The following is a 25673-nucleotide window of genomic DNA, read 5'->3' as shown; positions in this document are numbered from 1 at the left end:
CACACCATGGAGTTCCCATGCACACACCCGACCATCCCTCCTACCCTCATCCGCCCAGAATAGAATACCTCAAGGTGAAAAATTATCGCGCCCTCCACGACCTTGAACTCAAAGACCTCCAGCCGTTCACCGTATTTCTCGGTCCCAACGGGAGCGGAAAATCAACCATTTTCGATGTATTTGCATTCCTCTCGGAATGTTTTACCATCGGTCTTCGAAGGGCATGGGATAAAAGAGGCAGGTTCAAAGAGCTCAGAACACGGGGATCGGAAGGGGATATCGTCATCGAACTGAAATACAGAGAGCAGCCAGACGATCCCCTCATCACCTATCATATCGCAATCGGCGAAGACACAAAAGGCCCGTACGTCGCCGAGGAGTGGCTTCAATGGCGCCGAAAACGTAGTGGGAAGCCATTTAAATTTCTTGATTTCAGGAGCGGCGCCGGCGAAGTCATCACCGGTGAAAGACCCGATGAAAAGGATGAACGCAGACAGGAAACACTTGACTCCCCGGAATATCTCGCAGTAAACACCCTGGGGCAACTTGCAAAGCACCCTCGCGTCAGCGCTCTTCGCCGCTTCATCACAGACTGGTATCTCTCATATCTCAGCGCGGATGCAATGAGAGGTCTGCCTGAGGCCGGCCCCCAGGAACATCTCTCTTCGATCGGTGACAACTTACCCAACGTGATCCAGTACCTCAAGGAGCAGCACCCGGGCACGCTTAATACCATTCTCGCCACCCTCTCCGAGAGGATCCCTCGCCTTGAAAAGGTCGATGCAGTCCTTCTTGCTGACGGCAGGCTTCTCATCCAGATAAAAGACGCCCCGTTCGAACAACCGGTGCTTGCAAAATTTGCGTCAGACGGAACAATGAAGATGCTCGCCTATCTTACGATGTTGAACGACCCGGAGCCGCCCCGGTTGATCGGCATCGAAGAGCCTGAGAATCAGCTGCACCCCCGTCATCTTACGGTGCTTGCCGAGGAGTTCAGGGCCGCCTCAACCAGGACCCAGGTGCTGGTGACCACCCATTCGCCGATCTTCGTGAACGCTCTCGCTCCAGACGAGGTCTGGGTCCTCTACCGAAATGTTCAGGGATACACACAGGCCCGGCGGGCATCGGACGTGAGAGGGATCAGGGAGTTTGTCGAAGAGGGTGCGAAATTAGGCGATCTCTGGATGGAAGAATATTTTCCGTTTGATGATCCAGAACGGCTCCAGAGCCACTTGAAACATGCTGAGCAGGCCGAACAGGCGTAATATACAACGTGATCCGATGCATTTTGAAATCCTCCTCGAAGAAGAATCGGCACGCGTCGCGCTGGAAAATATCCTCCCGAACATAATACGAAACGAAGATTCGTTCGGCATTCACCCATATAACGGTAAAAAAGACATTCTAAACAAACTACCCCAGAGATTACGCGGCTATAAAAAGTGGATCCCGCCAGACTATACCATCGTTGTTCTGGTTGACAGAGATCGCGATGACTGCATCCTGTTAAAAAGGAAACTGGAAGAGATCGCGGGAGGGGCAGGACTCTCAACAAAGAGTTCGCCCCGTTATGACGGTACATTCCAGGTTTTAAATAGAATCGCAATAGAAGAACTTGAAGCCTGGTTTTTCGGTGACATTGATGCCCTTGCCGCTGCATATCCCGGGATACCCTCAACCCTGGGCACCAGAGAAAAATATCGAGACCCCGACGCGATCGCCGACACATGGGAGGCACTCGAACACGTACTTCAACAGGCCGGGTATCCCGGGCCTCAACAGAAAACGAAAGTTGCATCGAACATATCCAGAATGATGATCCCGGCAAGAAATCGGTCGAAAAGTTTTCAATCGTTTTACACCGGGATACAGGCATGCATCCGGCAATCACCTGCGGGGGATAGTCGTTTCCCCAAACCTGGTTGACCACCGACGTTTCAGGGCGGCAACATGCTTATCCCCGGATTCACGGGGCAGTTCAGGCATAGGTCGGCCCGGAAATGTCGAGCGAGATCGTGACCGTGCGGTCCACCGGCGGCAGATGAACCGAACCGGCCGCCACCCTGAGACGGGACGTGATGCACCCCGGAATCGCCTCGTTGATATGCTGGATCGCCTCCTCGGCGGTGTCGCCCTCGGACATGCACCCCGGCAGGTCGGTACATTCCGCGACATACCGCCCCTCTTCGTCTCGCTCCAGGATAATGGTGAATTTCATACCAGCGCGATATCTGGGACCGACCCGATATAAGCATTGGCAGTACGGCTACAACAGGATTGTCTGCACCCTTCCGGCCTCACCGTCGCCCCGCTGGTCGCCGGGGCCGGCGCAGCGTCCCTCGCCTCCTGCGTGGCCCACTACGGCCCTCTCTTCCACGGCCCCGCCGGGGTGTGCGTCCCGGTCGGGGTGCCGCTCGTCTTTGCGGTGGCGTGGTTTGTGTGGCAGGGGGAAGGACGGGGAGGACGAATCCGCCTCTCCGGATAGTTCCTGAGAATCGTGGAACGACGATCTCATGCTACAGTCCTTCACCCTTTCATGCGGGCCATCTCAGCCCGCCCCGGACAAAGCCTTAATCTCCCTCCGGAACCAAAGTCATCCCTGACCGCACATGATCATCGAGTACATCACGGCGGCGATGCACCATGCCCGCTACGAGATCATCGAGGACGACGAACCCTACTACGGCGAAGTTCCCGAACTGCCTGGAGTCTGGGCCACCGGCACGACACTCGAAGCGTGCCGGGAACGCCTGGCCGAGGTCATCGACGACTGGCTCGTGATCAGGCTGAGGAGGGGGATGCCCATCCCGCCGATCGACGGGATCACCATCCGGGAGACCACCAGGATGGATGCCGATGCCGGATCATACGATCCGGCCGGCATCATGGAGTGATCTCGTTCGAAACCTCCGAAATTTCGGATTCGAAGGACCATATTCCGGGGGCAAACACCCGTTCATGATCAGGGACGATCTGGTCCTCACCATCCCGAACCCGCACACAAAGGAGATCGGTGTGGACCTGTTGATGCGGATCTTGAAGCATGCCGGGATCTCGCGGGAAGAATGGACCTCCCTGGAGAGCAGATAGCAGGCCACTGAACCCTTCGATCTGAAAGATCGAATGTCCCGGGATGATCCCTTTATCCCGCGTGCGAGGGACACGTTCGCACAAAAACGTGCGAACTCGATTTTACCCGGGACAGGCGGGACAGCCGGGACAGGCAAAAATATCCCGGAGCATAGGGGGCATCCGGCGAATCAGGCGATTTTTTGCAGAGAATATCGGTCCCACCATCTGATCATGCATCCCGGGACAGCAGGGACACAACACCCATCTAACGGGACCGCGACCCTGAGCGGTGCACGAAAAGGTGGACCGATCTGCCCTCGCGTGCGATCGAAGGCGGCCAGATGCCCACGTCTCCCGAACAGAACAGGAGGACGATACAGCCGCCATCACGCCGGCGAAGGATTAATCAGGAGATACGACCCGAATAACACAGGTGACCCGTCATGACCGGCACGCCGCACGTCCCCGTCCCCTATGACGATATCGGGCGGATCTGCAGGAAGCACCATATCAGGAAACTCTCCCTCTTCGGGTCCGTGCTCCGGGAGGACTTCCGGCCAGAGAGCGACATAGACAGCCTCGTGGAGTTTGAAGAAGGTTACACCCCCGGATTCTTTCGGCTCTTTGCGATCCGGGAGGAACTCTCCCGCGCCTTCGGCGGAAAGGAGATCGATCTCCTCACCCCACAGGATCTGAGCCGCTATTTCAGGGACGACGTCCTTGCCGCCGCCGAGGTCTGCTATGCAGAAGGATGACGTTGTTCCCCTCAGGCATGCCCTCGATGCCGCGAAATGAGCGGTTTTGTTCCTTGAAGACCGCAGACGCGAAGACCTGGAAGAGGACGAGATGCTCGGTTTTGCCGTCGTCCGCCTCCTCGAAATCATCGGCGAGGCGGCAAAACTCATCTCGCCGGATCTTCGCGAGAGACACCCCGAAATACCCTGGAGTGCAATGATCGGCATGAGAAACCGTTTGATCCACGGATATTTCGACGTGAACTACGATATCGTCTGGGACACCGTAACATCCGACCTCCCACCCTTGATAAATGATCTTGAGCGTATGGTGGCCGCCATGGTACCTGAGAGCGAAGGGGATCGGGCGTTGTGATCAACGACGACAGTCACGGCATCGCCTGCAGATCTCCGGCCTCATCGGCGGCCGCTGAGCGACGCGGCCCTGACCATACTGTTATAAGAGAACATATCGATGAACCTTACGTGAACGATCCATGAAGCTCGGTGTCGTGATCGAAAAAGACGAAGACGGCTATTATGTCGGAAACGTTCCCGCTCTGCCGGGGTGTCACACACAGGCGAAAAGCATCGACGAACTGATGGAACGGATAAAAGAGGCGATTACCCTCTATATCGAGGTGAGCGGCATAGAAAGCGGCGATCACCGGGAATTTATCGGCGTGCAATTTGTCGAAGTTGAGGGCTGCTGACGGTAGAACGATCGTCCTGGCCCTCCAGCACATGGGTTTTGAACCGATCCGACAGCGAGGCAGTCACGTCATCCTCAAGCACCCCGATGGAAGCATGACCGTTGTTCCGGTCCATGAAGGGGAAGAAATAGGCAGAGGACTCCTTCGAACAATCATCAGAGAGACCGGCCTGACAAAAGACCAGTTCCTTCAGATCCTGGATGAAATAGCGTAGACGGGATATACTGGTGTGCGCAACGGGGAGGTGCAGGTGTCTAATATCAAACATCAGTACGTAATCGCCGAAGAAAACACACCGGTCGGCGTCATCATCGACCTCTCGACCTTCGAACAGATCGAATCCATTCTCGAAGACTACGGTTTTGCGCAGTTCATCCATGAAGCCGACGACGAAGAGCCCCTCGAACGTGCAGGGGCACAGAAAATGATACGGGGACCAGACTGAAACGGCCCCTCTATGGACGCAGATCGACACCTATAGATACGCCCGCCCTCCCACCAGAAAACTGCAGATGAACCGGCACCACCCTGAAGAAGCGGTCTCCCAGGTCCTCGGCGTCATCCTGATGGTCGCCCTCGCCGTCATCCTCGCCGCCGTCACCGCCAGCACCGTCCTGAGCATGACCGGCGACCTCCAGACGATGAAGTTCGTGAGCGTCGTCGGCGAGAAAAACGACGACGGGACGGCGACCTTCACCATCCAGGGCGGGGAGGACCTCAAGACCGTCACCGGGATCTCCCTCGTCTACCAGGACGGCACGGCCGAGCACCTATTCAGCGCCTCGCCCTCGGCCGGCGCCGTTGCGACCTCGACGAGCAGCGTCGCCGGGCAGCGGATCGTGCTCGCGGCCTCGTTCACCGACGGGACGCAGATGATGATCCTGGAAAAACAATTCTGATCTCTTTTCACCGCTCACCGCAGCAGGAGGGCTCCTCCTGGCCGCCACCGCAGCACGCCCCATCCCCGCACCCGCAGACACCGCTGTCCATATCCTTCCCCCGCAGGGCCGCCCCGATCATCGCCCAGGCGCACCCGACCCCGCTCTCCACCTCGATCGCCTGCACCGGGCAGTTCCGGGCGCACGCCCCGCACTCCATGCACCTCTCCGGGCTGACGCACGCTACGCGGCGGTCGCCGGCGGCAAAGACGCCATGGGGGCAGACCTCAATGCACCGCCGGCAGTTGAAGCAGCGCTCCGGGTGGTACCTGAGCGTGTTCTCTCCGTACGAGTCGAACGCTCAGATCGCCCCCGTCAGGCGGGCGGCGGCCAGCAGCAGGACCAGGACGACGCCAGAGAGCGTCATCGCCGCCATGACCGGCACGTACCTGAAGATCTCCCGTTTCACGCCGGTCCGCGAGGTGAACGGCGTCGAGCCCGTGAAGTTGAGGGCGAGGTATGCGGTCACGGCCGGCATGAGGAGCAGGGGCGCAAGGGCCAGAAGGGCGTTCGCCCACCCGGGCAGAGCCGGATCGCCGGAGACGGCCCACGCAAAGGGCAGGGCGACGACACCGCCCAGAATGAGCCCTTTCGTGCTGAAGTCCCGGGTCGGGATGAAGGGCAGCAGGGCCGGGAAGAGCACCGTCCCGGCAAGGACGGCGGCGACCGCTCCAAGCGCCGCCGGCATCCCCGCGAGGAGATAGAGGAGGACGGCGCCGGCGAGGGTGGGCAGCGCCGCATGGACCAGTTCCATCGGCGCCAGCACGATGCGGTCGGCGAACGGGAAGCGGACGCGGCGCATCTCAGGAGTGGCGGTCCCTGCAGCCAGGAACGCCGGGAGATCGGCGGCCCGGACCGGCCCAAAGGTCACCCGGAAACCTGAGCGCCGCAGCACCTCGTGGCCCGAGATCCCGGGGGCGCCGAGCTGCGGAAGAATAAGCGTCCGGTGTGCCACCACCGACGAAAGCCCGGTGCGTGCGATCTGCCCGACCACCTCGTCGGTCCCGAACGTCCCCTTGCCCGCGGCACACCAGACATTGATCCCGCGGGTGTCCAGCACCAGGATATACCCGTCATGGCCGGCCAGGGCAGACCTCAGGGCGTCAAAACTCAGGGTGTAGTTCGCCGAGACAAAGACCGGCGACGCCGGCGTGGGGCGGCCGAGGCTGTACAGCCCGGGCTCCACCCGGTGACCCATCCGGTCCACGCCCCAGCGCGCCAGGGCGTGGTCGAGGCGGTGGGCGAGCGTGATCAGGCTGTCCGTCGTCCTGACCTCCGCGACCACCTGCGTGCAGTCACACGGGGCGCTCTCCGGGCAGCAATCGCAATCCGTCTGCGCCACCCCCTCACGCCGTCCCGTCCACCAGCGGCCCGAGAACCTGCTTCACCATGCCGCTCAGGCGCCCGGTCTTCATCAGCGCCAGGCAGCAGACCTCCCCGTCCCGTTCCCAGGAGATCAGGGCGAGTTTATCGCCGGGCCTTATCCCCGCCTTCTCGCGCACGTCTTTGGGGAGCACCATCTGTCCCCGTTCGTCCACGCTGAGCACCGCCTCAACCGTGCAGAGCGATTCGGCGCTGCACCTGCACGGCAGGCCGTCGGGCGAACACAATTCGTCACCAGGAGTATTTCGTGGCATGAGCATTCCCGCAGGAACGTGGCGCGCCAGAGTATTTAGAATTATCAGAAAGATCAGAAAAATCAGAGAATTTCCCATAACTCGCGCACGGCGATCTTATCATCTCCCCGCCCCCCACGCATACGTATGAAGAGCCAGGTGAAATGGGGCCTCGGGCTGATCCTCCTCGGTGCGATCCTCCTGCCCTTCGGCTTCCCGTTTCTCCTCATCTATGCCGTCCCGCTCATCCTGATCGGAATCGCCCTCATCATATTCCGGAACCGGGAAGACCGGATCGAGCAGGTCCAGGAGTGAAAGAGATGATCCTCACCACAACAGAAACCGTACCGGGCTACACGGCCACGGTCGTCGGCATCGTCTACGGCAACACCGTCAGGTCGAAAAACATCGGCAAAGACATCATGTCCGGCCTCAAGAGCATCGTCGGCGGCGAACTCGAGGCCTACACCGAGATGCTCACCGAAGCCAGGCTTGAGGCGATCAACCGGATGGAAAACGCCGCAAAAAAGATGGGCGCCGACGCCGTCGTCAACGTCAGGTTCACCACCTCGCAGACGGCGCCGGGGGCGGCAGAACTCCTCGCCTACGGCACGGCGGTGACGCTGGCGCCGGTCACATAAGATATTCTTCCAGCAGGGCGGCCGCTTCGCGCTCCCGCGGCCCCCCACACTTCCGCACGATCGCCAGGTGGTGGTCGATCAGGGCCTTCAGGGCAGGGTCGCGGCCCATCACGTAGCGCGTGGCATGCACCGTCGCCTCGATGATCCCGGCAAAGCCGCGGTTGTGCGCCTGCACCGCCAGGTCGAGCACCCCCTCCCCCAGGGGTTCGAGGGCGACAAAATACGTCTCCGCGGTCTCGTGCCTGACCGTCGCCGCAAACGCCGCCCAGGCCTCGCAGGCGGCAAGCCGCTGCACCGCACGGCCGCCGGCCTCGATCTCGACGAAGGCGTCGGCCGGCAGGTCCGCAAACGCCGTCCGCACCCAGACCGCCGGGTCATGGGTGACGTTCGCCACCACCCAGCCGTCCCGGCGGATATTCGCCTCGGTGTGCGAGCCCTTGAAGAGCACCATCGAGAGGGCGCCGTTCCGGCAGATGATCCCCATCGGGGCGGCGTTGTCCCTTGTTGTGGCGATCACCTCGTTGATCCCCTCCCTCAGCAGTCCCACTGCCACCCCTCCAGCAGGGCGAGGTAGATCCCGGCGATCATGATATCGGCCAGGGAGCCCGGGTTGATCCCCCGGGCCAGGCACTCCTCGTCAAAGACCGAGAGGGCCAGGCGTCCGGCCTGCACCTCACGCGCCCGCAGCATCGTCTCCTCAGCGACGGCAGGCCCATGCTTCTTTGCGATGAAGGTGTCGGGATAGGCGGCGAGCATATCGAGAAACGTCCGCACGATCGCCTCTCTCCCGGTGCCGCGGGCGATGAGACGGTCGGCCGTCTCGGTGCAGAGGGCAAACCCGTTTGTCCACTCCCGTGCCACCATGTCCCGCTCCGCGGAGTAGGCCATCACATCGTAGAGGGTCATCCCCCGCTCGCGGAGCAGGTCGGCCGCCGCGGGATCGTTCACGTCGATCTCGTCCCGCTCCAGCACCCGCACCTGCGTCGCCGAGAAGGCGCGGTAGAAGGCGACGGCGTCCTCGACCGTGGTCGCACGGGCGGCCCGGAATCCCCGCGCTGCATCCCCACCCATGACGAGCGGGATCAGCAGGATGAACGCCCCGAAATGGGTGTTGCCGCCGGCGTGGCAGTTCGTGTCCTGCACCGCCGCCTCGATCAGGGCCCCGATCCCCTCCTCGCCCTCTTCGGCGTGCTCCAGCGCCGTCCGGGCAAAGACCGCCGAGGCGAGGAAGTGCTCGAGGCGGGTGTCGGGGTAGTCGTGCCCCCGGTCCACGTTGCCGGGCTTGGGGGAGGCGGTCACCTCCAGCACCATCGCCAGCTGCGCCGCTTCAGTCCTCGTGATCGTCCGGCACTGCATCGAAGACCCGCTCCATGATTTTTTCCGAAAGAAGGCGTTTCTCCCGCATGTACGCCGGGGTGTCCAGGCCGGCCTCCTTCATCGCCACCTCCCTGAGCATGCAGGGCGAACTCGACTTGCAGCACCACGCAAGGGAGCCGAAACAGGTCGTCCGGCCGCCTTCGAGGGGCGTGCCCTCCGCCGCCTCGCGCTTGATCCGCACATACTCCTCCTTCGAGAGGTCGATCCGCTCCAGGAAGGGAAGCAGCGGGCAGCGCTTCACCGGCATGCAGCAGAACGTCAGGGACCGCACGTCCCCGCCGCGGCAGAGCTGTTTGGGGGCGTTGTACCACCCGGTCTCGTCGGCCTTCCGGCAGATGGCGGCGTCGATCCCGGCCAGGGTCCGCTCGTCAGAGCGCCGCGCCAGGGAGACCATATCGGCCCCATGGGAGAACATCTCCATCGCACGGTCAAACGAGGTGATCGAGTTGTTCGCAATGAGGGTGAGCGGGCAGGCGTTCCGGATCTGCCGCAGGCGGGCATAGCCCAAGTCCATTAAGTCCACGTGGATGATGTCGGCCCCGGCCTTCCAGAGCAGGCGGGCCAGGCGCCGGTCGTCGGCTGCCACGCCGGCCCGGATCTTCACCGAGACGGTGACGTCGAAACCCTTGAGGGCGCGAACGGTCTCGGCAAGAAGGTGCGGAGTTTTCAGCAGGCTCTCGCCGCACCCGGCCGCCGTCATCAACGGCTGCCGGCAGTGGGCGTCGATCTCGTAGACGACGCCGTCCCCGATCGCGTCGGCAATCGCCGCATAGGAGGCAGGACAACTCCCCCGCAGGTTGAGGCCGGTGACGACCCCGCTCCCCTCCAGGGCGCCGACCTCTGTGCGCAGCGCGGCGATCGGGTCGTCGTACAGGAACTCGGCCCGCCCTTCGGCGGCCATCTGCCGGCTCGCCTCCATCGTGGCCTCGTCAATAGAATATCCGCCGATAAAGGCGGCGCCGATATGGTCAGCCCGGGCGAGCACATAGGCGGCGTCCACCATCCCGGCCATGGATGCAATCGCAACCGGGGTCCTGACCACCTGACCGTTGATGATCAGTCCGCAGCGCTCGTAGCTATCGATCATAATTTCATCCAGATTGGCCCCACCATCACAAAGTCCTTTGGTCACCACGGCACGGGGGTGGGCGCACCCCATCATCCGCTCCCCTCAGGGAGGGAGAGGCGAGGGGCCTGATTCGTAATACTTTTATGATCTGAAAGTTGTACACAGTATTATATGGCAAGAACTGGATTGTTACTCGTCGGCCACGGCAGCAAGCTCCCCTACAACAAGGAACTCATCGAGAGCACGGCAGCGCTGATCGCCAGGCAGCACCCCGAGTACCTCGTCAGGCCGGGCTTTATGTCCATGAACGAACCGAGCGTCGACGAGGCCCTGGACGCATTCAGGAAAGACGAGATCGACCTCCTGGTCGTCGTGCCGCTCTTCCTGGCAAAAGGCGTCCACATCCTCCAGGACATCCCCGAACTCCTCGGCCTGCCCGAGGGTGCGAAGAAGGGCACCTTCGCCCACGCCACCGGAGCGATCCCCCTCGTCTATGCCGACCCGATCGGCGGCGACCCCCTCCTCGCCGACCTGATGGTCAAGAACGCCGAAGCGGCGATCCGGTCGAACTCCTGAGATGAAGATCCTCGTCCTCGACACCATCCACGGCGGCGCCGCCCTCGCAGAGGCCCTGAAGAGGGCAGGCCATGCCGTCGATATGGTGGACGTCTACCGGGGACGCGAAGGAATACCCGCCGGAGAGGTGGCACGGCGCCGCTACGACCTGGTCACCGCGCCGGTCCACCTCGACCCGGCCTATCCTCTCCTCTCTGCGGCGCCCCGGAGGATCACCCACCACGAGGCGGTGCGGATGATCCTCGCCGGGAAACGCCCGGCCCGGATGATCGAGATCACCGGCGCGCGCGGCAAGACGACGACGGCGACCGCCCTCGCCTCGGTGCTGCCCGGCCCGGGCATCCTCCACACCTCGATGGGGACGGTGCGCTATCCTGAGGGCGTCACCCTCTGGAAACGCTCCATCACGCCGGCCTCGGTGCTCCCGGCGGCCGAGGAGGCGGCTCGTATCGGCGGCTGGCTCGTCGCCGAGGAGTCCCTCGGCGTCACCGGGGCTGGCGACCTCGCCATTCTCACCTCGACCGGGGACTACCCCTGTGCCGCAGGGAAAAGGCGCGCCCTTGCCGAAAAGATCAGGTCCATGAGCGGGTGCGCCGACGTGCTCGTCCCTCCCGGGACCGATCTGCCCGGCGCCTGCGCCGCCGACACGATCGCCGCCGTCACCGGGACGCTCTGCCGCTACCATTGGGGGAAGATCAAGGGATCGTTCGAGAACCCTCTTCTTGCGCTCCCGGGCTACAAAACGCCCCTCCAGATGGCGGCGTCGGCGGCCTGCCTGCTCGGCGCCGACCCCGCGGCCCTCGCCGCTTTTGCACCCTTAGAGGGCCGGATGGCCGTCGCCCGGCGGGACGGGAAGGTCATCGTCGACAATGCCAACAGCGGCACCTGCCGGGAGACGGCGGTCGCTGCCGCCGCATATGCCCGCGCCCTCGCCGGCGGCGGCCCCCTCGTTCTCGTCATCGGGACCGAGGGACAGACGATCTGCGAGGGGTTCCCGGCAGACGAGGTGAAATGGGCGATCGACGAGATACGCCCTGACCGCGTGGTGCTCGTCGGCGACTACCCGGAGATCGAGGGCATACCGGCCGGAGACCTTGCAGAAGGTGCCGGCATCGCAGAAGAGATCGCAAACGACGGCGGCGCGGTCGTCCTCGCCGTCAAGACATGGAGATAACCATGGATTACATACAGCCAAGGCCCAGTTCAATCGTCGCAGCCCTGTACACCGCCCGGGACCTCGAGGTGGAGGTGGCGATCCTCCACGGCCCGTCCGGGTGCTCGTTCAAGCACGCCCGCCTCCTCGAAGAGGACGGCATGCGGGTGCTGACCACCTCCCTCGCCGACAACGAGTTCATCTTCGGCGGGCAGGCGGTGCTCGAGCGGGTGCTCAAGGGAGCCGAGAAAGATTTTCACCCGAAGCGGATGGCCGTGGTGGGCACCTGCGTCTCGATGATCATCGGCGAGGACCTGCAGGCGGCGATCGAAGGGTCGGGCGTTGCAACGCCGACGATCGCGATCGATATCCACGCCGGCTTCAGGGAGAACATCCAGGGGGTGCTCGCCGCCCTCGAACCGGCGGCGGCGATCGGCTGGATCAGCGCCGACGAACTCGAACGGCAGCGGCGGCTGCTCGCGGCGGCGAACGAGGTCGAGCGCCTGCGGGGCGCGGCCTCCCGCTCCTACATCGAACCCTCCCGCGGCGACCTCAAGCACGTCGCCGCCCGGCGCCTCATCGACCTGGCGCAAGAGGGAAAACGGGGCGTCGCCATCATGAACGCCAAGAAGGAGACCGCCTATATGTTCGCCGACGAACTGCTCGCCCTCCATGATGCCTGCCCCAACACCGAGATCACGTATATCGCCAACCTCGAGGACCGCGGCCTGCCCAAGGTGCGGGCCGATGCCGCCCGGGTCCTCCAGGGGATGCGGGAGGCCGGGCTCGAGCCCAAACTCCTCGGCGCTCTCGACGAGTACGGGGCGAACGGCGACGCCATCGGCGAGCTGATCCGGGAGATAGAGCCCGACTTCGCCCTCATCGTCGGCGTCCCCCACGCCGTCCCGCCGGAGTACACGGAGGGCGTCGAGGTGATCTCGGTCACCAACGGCCCGCGGCAGGTGGCGCCCCTCCGCGAGATGGGGCACGCTGCCGTCGTCGTCGAGGTCGACCTCCACCCCAAGACCCTGGGCGTCCGCTCGATCGTCGAGAGCGAGTTCGGGGCCGTCGTGCGCAGCATCGCCCGGGGTGAATGAGATGAAGGCCCTCCTTGTCACCGGGGACCGTTCGGGCAGCGGAAAGACGAGCATCACCCTGGCCGTCGCCGCCCTCCTGGCGCAGGAGGCGCCGGTCCAGACCTACAAGGTGGCGATGGACTATATCGACCCCTCGTACCTGACGGCGGTCACCGGGCGCCCGTGCCGGAACCTGGACAGCTACGTGATGGACCCGACCCTGATCAGGGCGGTCTTCGAGCACGGGGCGAAGGGTGCGGAGATCGCCCTGGTCGAAGGGGTACGGGGGCTCTACGAGGGGGCCGAGGCGATCGGCGACGCCGGGAGCACGGCCTCGGTCGCAAAGGCCCTCGACCTGCCGGTGGTGCTGGTCGTGGACGCCCGGAGCATCACCAGGAGCGCCGCCGCCCTGGTGAAAGGTTTTGCCGCCTTCGACCCGAAGGTGCGGATCGTCGGCGTGATCCTCAACAACATCAGCAGCGAGGGCCACCGCAGAAAGACCGTGCAGGCGGTCGAGCATTTCTGCAACATCCCGGTCATCGGAGCGATCCCGAAGAGCGAGGAGATGCGACTTGCGATGCGCCACCTCGGGCTGGTGCCGTACCGCGAGGGCCAGGAGAGCGGCGACTTCCTCGACCGGATCCGGGCGGTGAAAGAGGTGATCGGCTCGTACATCGACCTCGACGCCCTCAAGGCCCTGATGGAGGACTACCGCTCTGTCGGCGCCGCCGGGCCGTTCGCCCGGACCCACGAGGCCGACGTCACGGTGGCGGTCGCCTACGACGAGGCCTTCAACTTCTACTACAACGACCTCTTCGACGTCCTGCACGCCGGCGGGGCCGAGATCCTCACCTACAGCCCGGTCCACGACCCCCTGCCCGCGGCCGACGGCTACATCGTCGGCGGCGGCTATCCCGAGATGCACGCCGCGGCGCTCGAGGCGAACGACCGGTGCCGGGAGGCGCTGAAGGAGGCCTCGAAAAACGGCGTGCCCATCTACGCCGAGTGCGGCGGGCTCATCTATCTCACCGAGCGGCTGGTCCTGCGGGCCGGGTGGCAGGGGCGGGAAGAGGAGGAGACCTGCACCATGTGCGGGGTCTTCTCAGGCGAGACCGGGATGCCGGCCCACCGCACCCTCGGTTACGTGGAGGGGCGGGCCGGGGGTGCGTGCCCCTTCGGCGCGGGGGCGTTCCGGGGCCACGAGTTCCATTACTCAGAGGTGCGGCTCGCGCCCGAGACGAGGTTTGCCTACACCCTCTCCCGCGGCACCGGGATTAAGGGGGCGCTGGACGGGGCGGTGACCGAACAGACCCTGGCAAGCTACACGCACCTCCACCCGGCGGCGAGTGCCGACTTTTTCCGCGGCTTTCTCCAGGCGTGCAGACAGGGGCCGGGTTCCTGAAGCCGAACCATAAAATACTATATCAATCCTGCGCCAATACTCTCTTTATGATTATCTACCTGGACGGGGCGTTCGTCCCTGAGAGCGAGGCGAAGGTCTCGGTCTTCGACCACGGCCTTCTCTACGGCGACGGCGTTTTTGAGGGGATCCGCGCCTATGACGGCCGCGTCTTCAGGCTGGACGAGCACATCGACCGGCTCTACGACTCGGCAAAGACGATCGACATGAAGGTCCCGATCACGAAGGAGGAGTTCAAGGAAGCGCTCCTCGAGGTCCTGCGGCGAAACAACTTAAAGGACGCCTATATCAGGCCGGTCGTCACTCGGGGCAAAGGAGACCTGGGCCTCGACCCGCGGAAGTGCCCGAAGCCGACGATCTTCATCATCGCCACCAGCTGGGGGGCGATGTACGGCGACCTCTACGAGAAGGGGCTCACCGCAGTCAGCGTCTCCGTCCGGAGGAACCCGGCCGAGGCCCTCCCGCCGAACGTGAAGAGCCTCAACTACTTAAACAACATCCTGGCGAAGATCGAGGCGAACTACAAGGGCGGGGACGAGGCGATCTTCTTCGACACCCACGGCTATGTCGCCGAAGGCTCAGGGGACAACATCTTTGTCGTCAAGGACGGCGTCATCGCCACCCCGCATACCCTCAACAACCTCAGGGGCGTGACCAGGAAGGTGGCGCTCGAGGTCGCCGCCTCACTCGGGATCGGTGTCGAGGAGCGGAACCTCGGCTACTTCGACCTCTATACGGCCGACGAGATCTTCGTCACCGGCACCGCCGCCGAGGTGGCGCCGATCACGAAGATCGACGGCAGGATCGTCGGCGACGGCCACCCGGGCCCGGTCACCAGGCAGCTGATGGCCGGGTTCTCTGCGGTGACCGCAAAGGAAGGCACCCCGATCTTCTGAGGTTCTCCCCCCATCCTTTTTTATCCGATTATTGCCATTCGATCACCCATGGACCATCCGATCACCGTTGACAGCGATGCCTGCACGCGCTGCGGCATCTGCATGGAGATCTGCCCGATGGGGATCATCGCGCAGGACGGGCCCGACGATCTGCCGCGCCTCGTCCCCGGCGGCGAGGCGGTGTGCAGCCGTTGCGGCCACTGCGAGGCCGTCTGCCCGGCCGGGGCGGTCTTGGCCCTGTACCCGGCCTGCGGGCCGCAGCATCTTCCCGGCGGGTCGGCGGCGATCGCCCCCGCGGACCTTGCGGCCTACCTGCGGGCCCGCCGGACGGTCCGCCGGTACCGGGAGGAGAGCGTGGATAGGGAGACGGTCGAGGCCCTGCTCGACGTGGTGAGGTTCGCACCCTCCGGGATGAACGGCCAGCCGGTCCACTGGCTCGTCGTCCACGACCCGGCAGAGGTGCGCCGCCTCGCGGGGCTTGCGATCGCGTGGATGCGGGAGGCGAGCCGGGCCGGCCACCCGATGACCGATCTCTTCGGGGTGCTGGTGCGGACCTGGGACGCGGGCGTGGACCAGATCTGCCGGGGCGCCCCGCACCTGGTCGTCGCCCACGCCGATGCGAAGGACCCGATGGCCTACACCGACAGCATCATCGCCCTCGCCTGGCTTGAGGTCGCCGCCCCGTCCTTCGGCCTCGGAACCTGCTGGGCCGGGTTCTTCCAGATGGCGGCATCGGCCTCGCCGGCGCTTCTTGAGGCGCTCGCCCTGCCCGAGGGGCATGCGCCGCAGTATGCGATGGCCCTGGGCTACCCGGCGTACCGGTTCCCCCGCGTGCCCGGCCGGGAGCCGGTGCGGGTCACCTGGCGATGAGGCCGGCGCACCCCGCTTTTTCCGGGAGAGGGAGAGCGGCCGGCATATAAGAGCGGCCAGGCGCCGGCCGAAGGTTTAAGTACCAGGATCCGGATATATAGTATAGCATTTCTGCTGCCATAGTGTAGTGGCCAATCATGTCGGCCTTTCACGCCGACGACTGGGGTTCGAATCCCCATGGCAGCATTTATTCTGAATATCTCTTCTTTTCAACTTCAGATTGCGAGTTTTAACGCAATGATTCCCCGTGAACCTGACGTTCCTTGACTGAGAGCCCAGTACTTCTCTCATTTTGACATCCGATATCTCGCGCGACGACGTCGAACGGCGTTAGCAGCACCCGGACACCGGACTTCGCGTTCTTCGCGTTCTTCGCGTGATTTTTTGTCCTGTTTTTCTGGAAAACTCACGCGAAGTCGCGAAGATACGCGAAGGGAAGTTGATGGTTTGATCTCCTGATGGCGGTCTCAACCATTTTAGCGAAGTACGGGAGCCCCGGCGCAAAAAACTCCGCGCCGGAAAAAAAGAAAAATTAGATCCGCCGGAGCAGCAGGAACCCTGCCGCGGCGATCGCAACGACAACGAGTACGACCGCGGTCACCGGGAGGGGTTCGGCCGCTCCTGCATCCGGTTCACCCTCCACAGGCGCCGCGGCTCCGGTTGTCCCGGTCACGGCCGCCAGAGGCGCTCCGGTCTCAGGGGCGTCAGCCAGGGTGGGGATCGCCTCCACCGGGGTCGTCTCCACCGGGGTGACCGTAGAGGTGGGCGTGACGACCGGGACCGCGCCTCCACTCCCACCGCCGCCGGGCGCCGGTTTCGAGGCCGCGCCATAGAGGCCGAAGGTCGAGAAGTGGTCGGTCTCGCCCCAGGCGACATTTGCGCCGGTGTCGACGCCGCCGGGGAGCTGCTCCCAGGCGCCGGTCGTGCTCCACCAGTAGAGCCGGATGGAGGACTCATCGATCCCGACGACGTCGGCGTCGGTGTAGTGGACCCGCACGATCACCTTCTGGATGTTGTCATTCCCGATCGTGCTCGTGATCTCGGCAAACCGGCCGACGTCACGGGTGCCCGGGGGGACGGGCTGGTCGTCAGGCGCCGCCGTAAAGAGGGTGAAGACGATTGTCTCGCCCTGGAAGTCCCCGGTCGTCGTCAGGACCGCCGAAGCTCCGCCGCCGTCGACGATAACGGACTGGCCGCCGGTGGCGTTGACCGGCCGCGTCGTGCTCTCGCCGGGGCGCTCCTTCGGCAGGGCCGCGCTCGCCGTCAGGGTCAGGTTTGTGACGCCGCCGCTCTCAAAGAGCGCCGACTCCGCCGCACGCACGCCGTCGATATAGAAGGTGATGTTCTCGCCCGACTGCAGGGCAGGCGTCCAGACGACGAGTTTTGCACCGCCGCCGTATGCCGTCCCGTACGCTCCGGCCGGGGCGACCAGGATCGTCCCGGCCTCGTTCCCCGCCACCGATGCGACGATGATCGACCCGGCGGGCGCATTCGAGCCGTCCGGGCCATAGACCTGCCCGTAGAAGGCATGGGGGATCGTCGACGGGGCGCCCTCGCTCGCGAGCGCCGGGGCGACCAGGAGGCTTGCGGCGATGATGAGCGCCGCGATGATTGCGTGTGCTGGTATTCGCGTCATGATTGCCTCACAGGTTCCACGCCCATTCGGGCATGGGGAGAGGGGTGGTGGAGAACCCGGCAAGGGTAGCGGGGTTCTCCATGGAGACCCAGTAGCCGCAGGTGGCGTCCATATCAGGTGCATCGTCCCCGCGGGTGAAGACCCAGGGATTGCGGTGTTAATGTCGCCACCCGAGGAGATGCATCGTCCCCGCGGGTGAAGACCCAGGCCTCGGGGTTGATCGACGGGGAGACGACGACGGCGTATCCGTCGCGGCCGTCAGGCGTGTACTCGACGGTGGTCAGGGCATTCGTGACCGACGTCCCGTAGGGCTCTCCCCACCAGAAGTACGCCTGGCCGATCGGCTCAGGGAGGCCGACCAGGGCATAGGCCGGGCCGACCAGGTTCCACCCTGCCTCGAGGGTGCGGGTCGGCGGGCTCGTGATCTCCGGGCTGATCTGGACCGGCAGGCGGTCGTAGTCGTTCATTCTGATATAGACCGCATCGAGCGGGTTGATCCTGCTCGCATCGGTCACCTGGACCCAGGTCTGGGTGGCCGCGTCCCAGGAGTAGGCGACGGCGTAATCGAGGCCGTCGCCGAGGCCGGCGACCGCCTGCCAGGTGGTGTTCTCGAGCGCCAGCGGGAACGAGAGGGTGTTCCATCCGGGCTCAAGCCCGGCGCGGTAACCGTCGCCGCCGATGAAGGGCGACCCGATCTCAAGCCCGAAATAGGACTTCCCGGTCTCGAGGACGACGTCAGCCGGCCGGGTCAGCCAGGGTTCGTAGAGGGCGGTGCCGTAGACCGGGCTCCCGGTCCCGGGGCCGCTGCCCGACGGGCCGCTCGCGTCGCCCCACCAGTTGTGGGTGGCATAGGGCTCGAAGACCTCCCCTTCATAGGAGTACGGGAAGCCTGCATAGCCGTTGTAGATGGTGTTGAAGGTGGCGTCGCCGCCCACCGAGAGGATGCCGAGGTCCAGGGCGATGCCCAGGATATCGCCGTCCACCCGGTCGCCCTGGAACATGCCCACCAGGGCAGCCCATGCCTCGCCGTCCACGGTGTTCGCGTCGATGTACGAGGGGTTCAGGCTGACGATGCCGACGTCGACCGCCCCGACAACGCCGAGGAAGCGGGCGTCTTCGAGGAGTTCCTCAGTCGCCGCCTCGATAATTTCTTCGGCGTTCGCCGCCGTGAAGACGGTGTTGTTCGTGATGCATGAGCGCAGGGTCACGATACCCCCGGACACGGCGATCCCCAGGTTTGCAGCCCCGGCACCGGGCAGGTCAAAGGCCGCCGCCTGGGTGACAGGATCCGAGAGGTCCGTGACCTCTGCAATGGCCATGCTGTTCTGGCTTGCGATGGTGCTGACGGTGTTGTCCAGCACGCTGGCCTCGGGTGCGACGATACCGAAACTCGCCGCGGCGCCGACCGCCGCAGAGAGGGCATGGGAAGATCCGTCAAGGGGCGGGGCGAGCAGCATCCCGGCGATCGAGGCGACGGCGATCTCGTCGGTGACCGAGACCGTGTTGCCCTGGATGACATCGCCGAACACATCGTCCATCATGGGAGGAACGGGGGCGTAGGTCTCCGCGTTCAGGATCGTGCCGGAGTCAAGGACGATGCCGACGCCCACGCCCGCTGTGGCCGCAACACTGAGGGCCATCCGGCCCTTTACCCGGGCGACCGCCTCGGCCATCGCCTCCGTGGTCTGCAGGACGGTGATGTCGTTGCCCCGGACCAGGCTCTCATCGCCGTCTGCACAGATCCCCGCCGCGAGGAAGAGGTGGGCGGTGCCGGCCGCTGCGTCCGAGGTCTCGATATCGCTGCCAGAGGCGATGTTCAGGTATATGCCGCTGGTGCCCACCTCTATGGTGTTCTCCGCCAGCGTGGCCGCATCGCTCGTCCCGATGATGCCGAAGGAGGTCACGAGACCGGCCGATCCGGCGGCGGCGTCTGGGACATCGGCGCCCTCGCTCTCGGCAACGGCGATCCCGATGCTCGTGGTCAGGACCGAGAAGGTGTTCTCATAGACCTGCGTCTCACCTTCGGCGGTGTAGAGGAGGCCGTAGTTCATCGAGACCGGGACCGCGGCTGCAAGCCGGGTCGCGTTCAGGAACCCGAGCAGTTCATCGCTCTCAAGGGCCTCCCCGTAGCCGGCGATGATCTCGTCCACGCCGGATCCCGCGGGGAAGAGGCCGTCGGTTTCGGCATAGAGTGCAAGGGCGTCGGCGTCGCCGTCGATGACGGCGTCAGTGATCGCCGCCCTCTCCTCTGCCGGGAGGTTCTGCCACGCATCGCCGTTCTCGTCGATGAGGCTGAGGACGGCGGCCTGCTGCATCTGCTCGCCGGCAAAGGCCCGCTCGATGAGCCCGAGCGGCCTGGCGCCCTCAAAGAGTGCCGTCGCCTCTTCTGAGATCGGCCGGCTGGATACAAGGGAGACGGTGTTCAGGAATACCGGGACGGTGTTGCGGCAGACCGTTGGATCCAGGACGCCTTCGAGGACGATGCCGGCCGTCACCGTGCGGACCTGGGCGAGGCACGCCTCGTTGATCTGCGGTTCGAAGGCAAGGGCGCTGCTCTCAGCGACGTCCAGACCTTCAACCTCCTCGAAGGCGGAGAGCGCAGAGGCCCGGTTGTCCTTCGCCGCCACCATGGCGGCGTACCTGGCCTGGAGGTCGCTGTTCTCTGCAAGGGCGGAGCCGAGCACGCCGGGGAGCGACCCGAGAAGCGTCATGCTCTGCGCCGAAACAGAGACCGCATTCCCGTCGACCACCGGGCTCAGGACGGGTTCATCCCCGTCACTCCGGACAGAGATGCCGGCCATCATGAGTTCGCCGGCGATGCCTGCAAAGGGTTCGTCCGGCGTCCCTCTGCCATAGGAGAGCACGCCGCCGAAGGTCTCGACGACATTCTCCAGGATCTCGGGTTCGTCGCTCGCATAGACGTCGATGCCGTTTACGCTGCCGAACACCCGGAGCAGGCAGTCATCACCGTCGCGGGCCAGGTCCCGGATTGTCGTACTCTCCACGACGGCGATGTTCTCGCTCACCCGGCACCCGTCACATTCCTCGATATAAATGCCCTCGACCGCCACGCGGCAGGTTTCGGGTGACCCGCTGGCGAAGAGGGTAGAGGAGATGTCGTTCCCGGTGACCTGGGCCTTGAAGGAGTCAAAGGCCGTGATGCCTGAAGCCCTCATCCTCCCATCGTTCCCGGCGGTGCTGGCGCATTCTGCCTCCACAGAGACGGTATTGTTGAGGACCCGCCCCTTCTCAGCATAGCCGAGGCGGATGCCGACCGGCTGGACAACCCGGGATTCGGTGTAGATCTCGACGGTGTTGCCTTCGATGAGGGTGAGATCGCCGGCGCCGTGGATGCCGACCGTCCGGGTTGCATTGGCTGCAACCCCGACGACGGAGACGTCATTCTCGATGATCGTCACACGCTCAGAATCGCAGGATCTGATACCCCATGCGTTGGCGGAGGCGTATACCCCTTCAACCTCGTCGCAGAGACCCAGGGCCCGGACCCGGTTGCCCTCGACGATAACGGAGGCGCTCTCCAGGACCGTGACACCGGCGGGCACCATTGATACGTACTCCGCCTCCATGGTGGAGAGCGGTTCGTTATCCTCGGGAACGAGGGCGGCAAGGACCGGGTTGACGGCGCCCACGCCGACCGGCCCAACCGCCGGGTCCCGCGAGACGGCCAGGACGCGGTTGTCGCGGACGCGGGCATCGGTTGCCCCTTCGAGGGTGACACCCATCTGATGGCCGTTTCCAATGACAAGCACCTCGTTGTCGCCTATGCAGGCCCCCGCGCCGTCCTCGACGAGAATGCCGCAGGTGAACGGGCTGGTCTCGTTGAGGAGAGAGACGTAGTTGTGCTCGATGGAGACGGCATCGGCGCCATGGGCGAAGATGCCGATCTCGGTGGCGTTGGCGACCTCAAAACCGCTGAAGGTGACGTTTCCTGCGGTGATCTCGACACCGATCGCATCGCCGGGGACGTCGATGACCGGTCTCTTCTGGTCAAGGGCCGTCAGTGCGGAGACGCTCATGACGCTCATGCTCCGGTCGATCACGAGGGCCTCGCGGTATGTGCCGTTATGGACCCACACCTCGCCGCCCGTCGCCACGCCGTCTATGGCGTCCTGGATGCTGGAGAAGTTCAGGTAACCGTAGTCGGGCGTCTGGTCAGTGTACGATTCGTTCACGGCGACCCTGTCAGGAAGGACCACAGCAGCTGCTGGTGCCATCAGCAGAGCGCAGATAAGCACCATCAGCGCAAAAAGGAGTCTTGGATGGAGAATTCTCTCCACCCCGGGGGCTGTAACCATTTCAATAACCTAACTCTGAGATTGTGCGAGATTATTTAATCCATAATATTTAGGAGAATTTCGAACAACCCCACCTCACCCAAAGTACTTTATAGTCCCGGATCGACCTTTTTCCCATGAGCACGTTTACCAATTTCGCGATCCACCACGAATATGCCAGCCTTGCAGCTCTGGGTGATCGGCTGGGTGAGGTCAGCGGTCTGATCGACTGGGATGCCTTCCGCCCTCTCCTTGCTGACCTCTACACCAACGCCGAGGGGCGAGGCGGCCGTCCGAACTATGACGTCGTTCTGATGATCCGGCTGCTGGTGCTTCAGCAGTGGTATGGCCTGTCTGACCCCGAACTGGAGCGTCAGGCGACCGACCGGATCTCGTTCCGTCACTTCCTGGGATATCCGGAAACCATTCCGGATCGGTCGACGGTCTGGCTGTTCCGGGAACGCTTGGCGCAAACCGGGAAGGATACCGCGATCTGGGATGAGTTCCAGCGGCAACTCGAAGTACAAGGGCTCGCCATCAAACGCGGTGTCATGCAGGACGCGACGTTCATCACCGCCGATCCCGGGCATGCTCCTGCCGGCACGCCCCGGGGAGATCAGGCAGAGACGCGGCGCAGCCGCGACGGCACCTGGGCCAAGAAGGGCTCGAAGTCACAGTTCGGGTACAAACTTCACATCCTGCTCGACAAGGACAGTCAGCTGATCCGCCGGATTGAGACCACCACGGCGTCACTCCATGACAGCAGGATCGATCTCTCCCGGGAAGGTGAGACGGTCTATCGCGATAAAGGCTATTTTGGGGTGAAACCGCAGGCATCTATGGACAAGACCATGCACCGGGCCGTTCGCAACCATCCCCTCTCCATCAAGGAGAACCGGCGGAACAAGGCCATCAGCAGAACACGATCGCTGGTGGAACGACCGTTTGCCGTGATCAAGCGGGTGTTCCATGCAGGCCACCTCATGGTCACGACGGTTGCCAGAGTGCACGTCAAGAACATCTTCTCCTGCATGAATTTCAACTTCAGGCAACTTCTTACCCTCAAAGCGCAAGCTGCCGAGCGATAGCTCTCGAGAAAATCCAAAAAACCCTCTAAATGCAGGGGTTCAGGAAGGAAACGGCTGAACAGCGAGGGGAAGAGGGCAGTCGGGAGCGAGTATCTGATGGCAGGGAGGAGTTAATCGCAATTCTCTTAGTTATATTGAAATTTTAAAGGCAATAATACTGAGTTTTTATGAATGTTGTTTTATTTTAGGGGTAGATTCTCGAAATAATTTGACATAGCGCATACTCCAGAGGAGGGGCCGATCGCTCCCCCGGGCCGGGCGGAAAAAAGGGGAGGGGGCACGGGCACCGGCCGGCCTGAACACTCCCGGAGTGCGGCGCCGACCGGCACGGGCTCGAGGGTGAACCGTCGTCGATGCACGATTCAAGGAGCGACACGCGCCGGGATGGAAAAAAAGATGGTTAAGTCTATCCGGGCAGACCTACTCGGTCGTCTTTCCGTCGAAATGCTCTTCCTGCGCCATGGCCTCCGCACGGGTCCGGCGGACGACGCCGTCCTGGTGCTCGGGTGGCGAGTAGATCGTGTAGAGCTTGAGGTTGGCGGTCTTCGAGGTATTTATGACGTTGTGCAGCGCCCCGTTCGGGACGATCACGGCGCTGCCGTCCTTAACGGCGTGGGCGACGCCGTCGATCACGACCGAACCCTCGCCTTCCTCGAACCGGAAGAACTGGTCGACGTCGTCGTGCACCTCCTCGCCGATCTCTTCGCCGGGCTCAAGGCACATCAGCACGAGCTGGCTGAACCGCCCGGTATAGAGGACCCGGCGGAAGTTGGCATTCTTCAACGTCTCGGTCTCGATATCTGCGATAAATCCTTTCTTCATCTTCACACCCTCCCGGGATGATCCTCTCTGCTGCGCCGCGAGTATTTGAGGGTTCAGGTCATCCCCGGCGGGTCACCTCGCCCCCGGCAGCAACCCGCCCGGTGATCAGGATCGTCCGGTCCTCGACCGGGACCGCTTTCCCCGAGCGCTGCAGGGCCCGGTCCACGACATGGCGCACCCCGCCGCAGCAGGGCACCTCCATGTGCAGGACGGTCACCGAGCGGATCGTGTGCCGCGAGAAGATCTCGGCGAGTTTTGCGACGTAACCCTCGATATCGGCGTCCAGCTTCGGGCAGAAGAGGAGCAGGACCCTGTTCCGCAGGAAGTCCCGGTGGAAACCGGCATAGGCAAAGGGGACGCAGTCGCCTGAGACCAGGAGGTCGGCGCCGTCGAAGTACGCGGCCGCGGGGTTGACAAGGGAGAGCTGGATCGGCCATTGCCGCAGCTCAGACGCCATCGCCCCGCGGTCCTGTGGGGCCGTGTCAGGAAGGGTCCGCGCCGCAGAGCCCGGACAGGCTGCCGGGGCGCCGGGAGTCCTGTGCGAGGGGACCGGGACGGCGCGTTCGGTCAGGTAGCCGACCGCCTGGCGGTAGAGTTCTTCCTCCCCGTGGCCGAGGAGGTGCTCGAGGTGCGCCCTGATCACCGCCTCCCCCTGCGGGACGATCTTCGCCATCACGGCCCGCTCGTCGTACGGCCCGGCCTCCCGCTCAACGACCGAGATCGCTCCCTCCGGGCAGGTCCCGATGCAGGCGCCGAGGCCGTCGCAGAAGAGGTCGCTCACCAGCCGCGCTTTTCCATCGATGACCTGGAGCGCCCCCTCGGGGCAGTCGGGGATGCAGAGCCCGCACCCGGTGCACCGTTCCTCGTCGATCTCGATGATCTTTCTCTTCACCATGATACTCCAGATACCTCCCTGTTAGCGCAAAAACATTTGTGATCCGGCCGAAGGATTTCGGGCAAGGTTTAAATTACGCCGGGGATAGTCTCCATCATATACATCTCGCGGCCCCGCCCGCTGAAGATCAAGGAGTGCCCTATGGAGAACAAGAAGAAGCTGACAACCGCCGCCGGCGCACCGGTGGGGGACAACCAGAACGCCATGACGGCGGGGCCGCGGGGCCCGATGCTGATGCAGGACGTCTGGTTCCAGGAGAAACTCGCCCACTTCGACCGGGAAGTGATCCCGGAGCGGCGGATGCACGCCAAGGGGTCGGGCGCCTTCGGCTTCGTTTTCGCCGGCGTCGGCGTAGCAGTGGGCGCATTTGAGGGGGCAGCGGAGGGTGGTGTTCCAGGAGATGAGGGCCGGGGAGGGAGTTGTGACCGGGGAGGAGGCGTCTGTGTCGGAGTGGCCCGTTCTGCGCTGCATCTTTCCTTACCTCTGGGCGCCGCCGATTTCAACCTTTGGATGGGGTGATGACGGGGGCGATCTCTGCATTTTTGCACCCCATGTGTACCGGGATTGCACCGGAAATGTGCAAGGGACGGGGATAGAGGATGGAGCCCGGATTGTATATTCTATAGAGAAGAGAGAGATCTCTCTCTCCTATAATAGTAGATTGCACCAGAATAGAGGCACCCACCTCACCGGGTCGGTAGGGGTCTGTGGGTGGGGGTGTGTGTGCGATCCGTGTACAGGTGCACATGAGGGGGATGATGGGGGTGTTTTGGGCGGAATTTTGGA

Annotated in this window: 30 protein-coding genes, 1 tRNA gene and 2 pseudogenes; 22 read left to right on the top strand and 11 right to left on the bottom strand. The window is 63.7% G+C overall.

Annotated features, from left to right (window positions below):
- The first annotated feature begins 17 nt into the window (after positions 1-17).
- Both HWN36_RS10750 and HWN36_RS10745 read left to right on the top strand, forming a co-directional pair.
- Positions 18-1265, top strand: a complete 1248-nt coding sequence (locus tag HWN36_RS10750) for an AAA family ATPase (protein ID WP_176789365.1) — start codon at positions 18-20, stop codon at positions 1263-1265.
- A 16-nt stretch (positions 1266-1281) separates the two neighbouring features.
- On the top strand, positions 1282-1926 hold the full coding sequence (locus HWN36_RS10745; RefSeq protein WP_176789362.1) for a DUF4276 family protein: 645 nt from the start codon (positions 1282-1284) through the stop codon (positions 1924-1926).
- A 52-nt stretch (positions 1927-1978) separates the two neighbouring features.
- Here HWN36_RS10745 and HWN36_RS10740 read toward each other — a convergent pair whose 3' ends face one another.
- Positions 1979-2218 (bottom strand): type II toxin-antitoxin system HicB family antitoxin, encoded by a 240-nt coding sequence (locus tag HWN36_RS10740; protein ID WP_176789360.1) that lies wholly within the window; start codon positions 2216-2218, stop codon positions 1979-1981.
- A gap of 36 nt (positions 2219-2254) precedes the next feature.
- Here HWN36_RS10740 and HWN36_RS10735 point away from each other — a divergent pair, with 36 nt between their 5' ends.
- The 9 genes from HWN36_RS10735 to HWN36_RS10695 all read left to right on the top strand — a co-directional run bounded on the left by HWN36_RS10735 (position 2255) and on the right by HWN36_RS10695 (position 5418).
- Positions 2255-2485 (top strand): hypothetical protein, encoded by a 231-nt coding sequence (locus HWN36_RS10735; protein ID WP_176789358.1) that lies wholly within the window; start codon positions 2255-2257, stop codon positions 2483-2485.
- Positions 2486-2609: 124 nt separating this feature from the next.
- Entirely contained in the window at positions 2610-2894 is a 285-nt protein-coding gene (locus tag HWN36_RS10730) for a type II toxin-antitoxin system HicB family antitoxin (RefSeq protein WP_176789356.1), read from the top strand.
- Positions 2851-3090 carry a type II toxin-antitoxin system HicA family toxin gene (locus HWN36_RS10725; protein ID WP_343044975.1) on the top strand — a complete coding sequence of 80 codons (240 nt, stop codon included), beginning with the start codon at positions 2851-2853 and terminating at the stop codon, positions 3088-3090. The genes HWN36_RS10730 and HWN36_RS10725 overlap by 44 nt, the downstream gene beginning before the upstream one ends.
- Positions 3091-3515: 425 nt before the next feature.
- Positions 3516-3827, top strand: coding sequence for a nucleotidyltransferase family protein (locus HWN36_RS10720; RefSeq protein ID WP_176789351.1), 312 nt, complete (start codon positions 3516-3518; stop codon positions 3825-3827).
- 46 nt (positions 3828-3873) lie between these two features.
- Complete coding sequence (locus HWN36_RS10715; RefSeq protein ID WP_246269904.1) at positions 3874-4182, top strand: HepT-like ribonuclease domain-containing protein; 309 nt, start codon at positions 3874-3876, stop codon at positions 4180-4182.
- Positions 4183-4303: 121 nt separating this feature from the next.
- Positions 4304-4519 (top strand): type II toxin-antitoxin system HicB family antitoxin, encoded by a 216-nt coding sequence (locus tag HWN36_RS10710; RefSeq protein WP_176789349.1) that lies wholly within the window; start codon positions 4304-4306, stop codon positions 4517-4519.
- Positions 4497-4733, top strand: coding sequence for a type II toxin-antitoxin system HicA family toxin (locus HWN36_RS10705; RefSeq protein ID WP_176789346.1), 237 nt, complete (start codon positions 4497-4499; stop codon positions 4731-4733). Before HWN36_RS10710 ends, HWN36_RS10705 begins: the two co-directional genes overlap by 23 nt.
- Positions 4734-4769: 36 nt before the next feature.
- Complete coding sequence (locus HWN36_RS12180; protein WP_176789344.1) at positions 4770-4964, top strand: hypothetical protein; 195 nt, start codon at positions 4770-4772, stop codon at positions 4962-4964.
- Positions 4965-5031: 67 nt separating this feature from the next.
- On the top strand, positions 5032-5418 hold the full coding sequence (locus HWN36_RS10695) for a type IV pilin N-terminal domain-containing protein (RefSeq protein ID WP_176789342.1): 387 nt from the start codon (positions 5032-5034) through the stop codon (positions 5416-5418).
- A 7-nt stretch (positions 5419-5425) separates the two neighbouring features.
- Here HWN36_RS10695 and hgcB read toward each other — a convergent pair.
- The 3 genes and pseudogenes from hgcB to hgcC form a co-directional block, all read right to left on the bottom strand.
- Positions 5426-5734: pseudogene (hgcB, locus tag HWN36_RS12175) on the bottom strand (mercury methylation ferredoxin HgcB); the annotation flags it as partial.
- 24 nt (positions 5735-5758) lie between these two features.
- On the bottom strand, positions 5759-6799 hold the full coding sequence (hgcA, locus tag HWN36_RS10685) for a mercury methylation corrinoid protein HgcA (protein ID WP_176789341.1): 1041 nt from the start codon (positions 6797-6799) through the stop codon (positions 5759-5761).
- 4 nt (positions 6800-6803) lie between these two features.
- A complete protein-coding gene (hgcC, locus tag HWN36_RS10680) occupies positions 6804-7094 on the bottom strand; it encodes an HgcAB-associated protein HgcC (protein WP_176789339.1) in 291 nt (96 codons plus the stop codon).
- A 126-nt stretch (positions 7095-7220) separates the two neighbouring features.
- Here hgcC and HWN36_RS10675 point away from each other — a divergent pair, with 126 nt between their 5' ends.
- Positions 7221-7388: a hypothetical protein gene (locus HWN36_RS10675; protein WP_176789337.1), complete on the top strand. Its 168-nt coding sequence runs from the start codon at positions 7221-7223 to the stop codon at positions 7386-7388.
- 5 nt (positions 7389-7393) lie between these two features.
- Positions 7394-7714, top strand: a complete 321-nt coding sequence (locus tag HWN36_RS10670) for a YbjQ family protein (protein ID WP_176789620.1) — start codon at positions 7394-7396, stop codon at positions 7712-7714.
- On the opposite strand, the gene HWN36_RS10665 is transcribed toward HWN36_RS10670, so the two are convergent.
- Genes HWN36_RS10665 through HWN36_RS10655 form a run of 3 tightly spaced genes read right to left on the bottom strand, consistent with a single transcriptional unit; the run spans position 7707 to position 10178 of the window.
- Positions 7707-8261, bottom strand: a complete 555-nt coding sequence (locus HWN36_RS10665) for a DUF447 domain-containing protein (protein WP_176789335.1) — start codon at positions 8259-8261, stop codon at positions 7707-7709. The two genes, HWN36_RS10670 and HWN36_RS10665, sit on opposite strands and share 8 nt — an antisense overlap.
- A complete protein-coding gene (locus HWN36_RS10660; RefSeq protein ID WP_176789332.1) occupies positions 8249-9070 on the bottom strand; it encodes a triphosphoribosyl-dephospho-CoA synthase in 822 nt (273 codons plus the stop codon). The genes HWN36_RS10665 and HWN36_RS10660 overlap by 13 nt, the downstream gene beginning before the upstream one ends.
- Positions 9042-10178: a methanogenesis marker 9 domain-containing protein gene (locus tag HWN36_RS10655; RefSeq protein WP_176789330.1), complete on the bottom strand. Its 1137-nt coding sequence runs from the start codon at positions 10176-10178 to the stop codon at positions 9042-9044. The genes HWN36_RS10660 and HWN36_RS10655 overlap by 29 nt, the downstream gene beginning before the upstream one ends.
- 153 nt (positions 10179-10331) lie before the next feature.
- Between HWN36_RS10655 and cfbA the strand changes: the two genes are divergently transcribed.
- The 7 genes from cfbA to HWN36_RS10620 all read left to right on the top strand — a co-directional run bounded on the left by cfbA (position 10332) and on the right by HWN36_RS10620 (position 16337).
- Positions 10332-10736, top strand: a complete 405-nt coding sequence (gene cfbA / locus HWN36_RS10650; protein ID WP_176789328.1) for a sirohydrochlorin nickelochelatase — start codon at positions 10332-10334, stop codon at positions 10734-10736.
- A gap of 1 nt (position 10737) precedes the next feature.
- Entirely contained in the window at positions 10738-11910 is a 1173-nt protein-coding gene (cfbE, locus tag HWN36_RS10645; RefSeq protein WP_176789326.1) for a coenzyme F430 synthase, read from the top strand.
- A 2-nt stretch (positions 11911-11912) separates the two neighbouring features.
- Positions 11913-12986: a Ni-sirohydrochlorin a,c-diamide reductive cyclase catalytic subunit gene (cfbD, locus tag HWN36_RS10640; protein WP_176789324.1), complete on the top strand. Its 1074-nt coding sequence runs from the start codon at positions 11913-11915 to the stop codon at positions 12984-12986.
- A gap of 1 nt (position 12987) precedes the next feature.
- Positions 12988-14367, top strand: a complete 1380-nt coding sequence (gene cfbB, locus HWN36_RS10635; RefSeq protein ID WP_176789322.1) for a Ni-sirohydrochlorin a,c-diamide synthase — start codon at positions 12988-12990, stop codon at positions 14365-14367.
- 47 nt (positions 14368-14414) lie between these two features.
- Positions 14415-15281 (top strand): branched-chain-amino-acid transaminase, encoded by an 867-nt coding sequence (gene ilvE, locus HWN36_RS10630; protein WP_176789319.1) that lies wholly within the window; start codon positions 14415-14417, stop codon positions 15279-15281.
- A gap of 48 nt (positions 15282-15329) precedes the next feature.
- On the top strand, positions 15330-16151 hold the full coding sequence (locus tag HWN36_RS10625) for a nitroreductase family protein (RefSeq protein ID WP_176789318.1): 822 nt from the start codon (positions 15330-15332) through the stop codon (positions 16149-16151).
- 113 nt (positions 16152-16264) lie between these two features.
- A tRNA-Glu gene (locus tag HWN36_RS10620) sits at positions 16265-16337 on the top strand.
- A 346-nt stretch (positions 16338-16683) separates the two neighbouring features.
- On the opposite strand, the gene HWN36_RS10615 is transcribed toward HWN36_RS10620, so the two are convergent.
- Both HWN36_RS10615 and HWN36_RS10610 read right to left on the bottom strand, forming a co-directional pair.
- Entirely contained in the window at positions 16684-17787 is a 1104-nt protein-coding gene (locus tag HWN36_RS10615) for a hypothetical protein (protein ID WP_176789315.1), read from the bottom strand.
- A gap of 113 nt (positions 17788-17900) precedes the next feature.
- Positions 17901-22022 carry a right-handed parallel beta-helix repeat-containing protein gene (locus HWN36_RS10610; RefSeq protein WP_176789313.1) on the bottom strand — a complete coding sequence of 1374 codons (4122 nt, stop codon included), beginning with the start codon at positions 22020-22022 and terminating at the stop codon, positions 17901-17903.
- Between the two features lie 197 nt (positions 22023-22219).
- On the opposite strand from HWN36_RS10610, the gene HWN36_RS10605 reads away from it, so the two are divergent.
- The gene (locus tag HWN36_RS10605; protein WP_176787388.1) at positions 22220-23170 is read left to right on the top strand and encodes an IS5 family transposase; all 951 of its coding nucleotides are present in this window, start codon (positions 22220-22222) and stop codon (positions 23168-23170) included.
- A 420-nt stretch (positions 23171-23590) separates the two neighbouring features.
- Here HWN36_RS10605 and HWN36_RS10600 read toward each other — a convergent pair whose 3' ends face one another.
- Together HWN36_RS10600 and HWN36_RS10595 are read right to left on the bottom strand one after the other, a co-directional pair.
- On the bottom strand, positions 23591-23992 hold the full coding sequence (locus tag HWN36_RS10600; protein ID WP_176789311.1) for a cupin domain-containing protein: 402 nt from the start codon (positions 23990-23992) through the stop codon (positions 23591-23593).
- A gap of 58 nt (positions 23993-24050) precedes the next feature.
- A complete protein-coding gene (locus tag HWN36_RS10595) occupies positions 24051-24884 on the bottom strand; it encodes a 4Fe-4S binding protein (RefSeq protein ID WP_176789619.1) in 834 nt (277 codons plus the stop codon).
- A gap of 144 nt (positions 24885-25028) precedes the next feature.
- Here HWN36_RS10595 and HWN36_RS10590 point away from each other — a divergent pair.
- Positions 25029-25217, top strand: a pseudogene (locus tag HWN36_RS10590) (catalase); the annotation flags it as partial.
- Positions 25218-25673: the final 456 nt, after the last annotated feature.

It is taken from the genome of Methanofollis tationis, assembly GCF_013377755.1.
In the GTDB taxonomy this organism is placed as follows: domain Archaea; phylum Halobacteriota; class Methanomicrobia; order Methanomicrobiales; family Methanofollaceae; genus Methanofollis; species Methanofollis tationis.
This window is presented reverse-complemented; position numbering and strand designations above follow the sequence as displayed.